Source organism: Cereibacter changlensis JA139, from assembly GCF_003034985.1.
Classification (GTDB): domain Bacteria; phylum Pseudomonadota; class Alphaproteobacteria; order Rhodobacterales; family Rhodobacteraceae; genus Cereibacter; species Cereibacter changlensis.
Window position 1 is genome coordinate 1 of sequence record NZ_PZKG01000261.1, and the last position, 2,729, is coordinate 2,729.

The 2,729-nt window shown below is 69.9% G+C and carries 4 protein-coding genes; 1 reads left to right on the forward strand and 3 read right to left on the reverse strand.

Annotated elements, in window-relative coordinates; genetic code table 11:
* Positions 1-391 (reverse strand): CAP domain-containing protein (locus tag C5F48_RS22910; protein WP_219907832.1); only part of this gene is annotated, 391 nt, incomplete at its 3' end.
* On the reverse strand, positions 388-861 hold the full coding sequence (locus C5F48_RS22915) for a DUF421 domain-containing protein (protein ID WP_245941354.1): 474 nt from the start codon (positions 859-861) through the stop codon (positions 388-390). The genes C5F48_RS22915 and C5F48_RS22910, both read right to left, overlap by 4 nt.
* A 92-nt stretch (positions 862-953) precedes the next feature.
* Here C5F48_RS22915 and C5F48_RS22920 point away from each other — a divergent pair, with 92 nt between their 5' ends.
* A complete protein-coding gene (locus C5F48_RS22920; protein WP_107666016.1) occupies positions 954-1,397 on the forward strand; it encodes a DUF305 domain-containing protein in 444 nt (147 codons plus the stop codon).
* A 3-nt stretch (positions 1,398-1,400) separates the two neighbouring features.
* On the opposite strand, the gene C5F48_RS22925 is transcribed toward C5F48_RS22920, so the two are convergent.
* Entirely contained in the window at positions 1,401-2,438 is a 1,038-nt protein-coding gene (locus tag C5F48_RS22925) for a sodium:calcium antiporter (protein WP_107666017.1), read from the reverse strand.
* Between the last annotated feature and the right edge of the window lie 291 nt (positions 2,439-2,729).

Genomic DNA, 2,729 nt, shown 5'->3' on the forward strand with positions numbered 1-2,729 from the left:
TCTCGCGGTGGCCGGGGCTGTTCATCCAGCCCTCGTGCAGCGAAGCGATGCGGGCTGCGTCGGGGGCGGGGCAGCCGGTGCAGCGGGCGATGTTCTCGGCCACCAGTTCCCATTCGTCGCCGCCGGCGGCGATGTAGCGGTCCTGCACCGTGTCGCCTTCCGGCGATTCATGGGCGTAGAAATCGCGGGCCAGCATGTCCTCGGCATGGGCGCGGGCGGCCTCGACCAGATCGGCGCCGGTCTCCAGCGCCGGCAGGTCGGCCTCGGCGCGCGAGGCGTTCACCAGGTCGAGCGCCTGATCCAGGAACTCGGACTGGGCCGCCGCGGGCTGTCCGGCGAGGGCGAGGCCGCAGGCCAGCACGAGCGGCGAAAGGCGGTGCGCGCCCCTCATCGCGCGATCACCGACAGGGTGCCGTCGGTCTCCAGCACCACCGAAGCGATGCCGGCGAGATCGGTCTTGCCGCTCTCGCGCAGCGCCGCCTGCACCTCCTCGCGCGTCACCCGCTGGCGCTTCAGCGCCTGGTCGAGATAGGCGCCGTCATGCACCAGCAGCGAGGGTTCGCTCTTGATCAGGCTCTGGAACCGCTCCGACCGGACCGAGGCCCAGGTGATCGCGTATTGCAGATAGACCAGCAGGGCGAGCGCCAGCACGCCCTCGGCCAGCGGCACCGAACGGTTCAGCAGCACCGTGGCCAGCGTCGACCCCAGCGCCACCGTCACCACCAGGTCGAAGGCGTTCATCTTGCTCAGCGTCCGCTTGCCCGAGGCGCGCAGCATCAGGATCAGCGCGCCATAGGCGGCCAGCCCGACGATCACGACCCGCGCGAGCCCCTGCCAGCTGTCGAATAGCATCGGTTCCATCGGCTCTCCTTCGTTGGGGAGGGAACAACTGCCGGCGGACCCTGTTCCCGCAGAAGACGGAACCGGCCGTCGCAGCAGGAAAAGGACAGGACATGCCAGCCTATGCGCGTTTCGCGGCGATGATCGCCACCTCGACCCTCGTGATGTACGGGCTGATGTATCTGAACACCTATTCCACGGACCATGTGTATTTCAGCGAGACCCGCGCCTACATGGCGCTGCTGATGGAGGCGGTGATGGCCATGGTCATGCTGGGCTTCATGTGGCGCATGTATCCCAGCCGCGCCGCCAACATCGCCATCCTCGCCGGGGCCGCGGCGGTCTTCGCCGGCTCGCTCTGGCTGGTGCGGTCGCAGGCGACGGTGGACGAGGTGTCCTGGATGCGGGCGATGATCCCGCACCACTCGATCGCCATCCTGACCAGCGAGCGCGCCACGCTCTCCGACCCGCGGGTGCGGGACCTCGCCGCCAGCATCATCCGGACCCAGCGCGAGGAGATCGCCGAGATGCAGGGGCTGATCGCGGAGCTGCGGTAGCGCTCAGGCCAGGACCTGCACCGCGACGGCCCCGCCGTAGAGCAGCAGGAGCAGCACGCTTTCCGCGCCGATCCTGCCCGGCCCGCGCCGCTGCCGCAGGATCAGCCCGCCGAGCAGCACGCCGGTCATCAGGAGTGCTGTGACGATCCAGAAGTAATCCGGCATCGTCACCGCGTGATAGAGCGAGCCGTCGCGATAGGAGATGTCGGCCGCGGTCAGGAACAGCATGTCGAAGGTGTTGCCGCCGATGATGCCGCCGACCGCCAGCTGCAGCGCCCCGCGCCGCACGGCGGCGACGGTGGTCACCAGCTCCGGCAGCGAGGTGACCACGGCGGTGCCGAGCGCGCCGATCAGCGACTCGGACAGCGCCATGCGGTCGATCAGCGCCGAGGCCGTCTTGGCGATGACCCAGCCTGCCGCGCCCATCACCAGCATCAGCGCGGCGAAGGTGGCGAACAGCCGGGCGGTGCTGGCGCCGCTGCCGCTTTCCTCCTCCTCGGACTCGTCGGTGCGCGTGGCGTCGGTTTGCACCGGGGTCCACATCGGGGCCTGCTGGATCTGGCGGTTGGCGACCAGCCCCAGCACATAGACCAGCGGGATGGCGAAGGAGACCGGGTGCACCGCCCAGACCGTCACCTCCGGCGTCGTCAGCGCGGCGAAGGGCAGGCCGAGCAGGACGATCAGGATCAGCCCCTGGAAGATATTGCCGAGATCCGCCGCGGCATGTTCGAGATTGGTCCTGCGGTAGAACATGTCGGCGACGGCGAGGAACACGGTCTGCGCCGCGATGCCGCCGACGCTGTTCGAGAAGGCCAGCGAGGCGCGGCCGTCGAGCGCCGCGGTGATCGACACGATGGTGCCGCTCAGCGAGGTCGCCGCACCGAGCAGCACGCCGCCGACGATGGCCTCGCCCAGCCCGGTGCGGTCGGCCAGCCGGTCGGCGATCGCCGTGAGCCGGAGCCCCGACAGCAGCACGACCAGCGCCGCGAGGCCGAAGCCGGCGAGCAGCGCCATGTTCGGGAGGTCCTGCCAAAAATCCATTGCCGCTCCCCTGCCGCCCTCCCTTGCGAACGGCGACCGCGGCGGCTTGTTCCGGATCTTCTCGCTGTTCGTTGGGTCGCGGAGAGGAAAGGCGCAGCGGGCCGAGCCGACGAGGGATGATGACTTGGTGCAAGGGTTTGGCTCAGGGGATCGGTGGCCGCCAGCGGTGCAAGGCGGAACAGGCTGGCTGCGGCGCCGGCGACGGCCCGGGCGATCCTCGCGCTACGGTCACTGGAGATGGGCCCCGTCGGTGACGAGGCAGGGACCGCAGGCGCGGCGGTGCTGACCGCC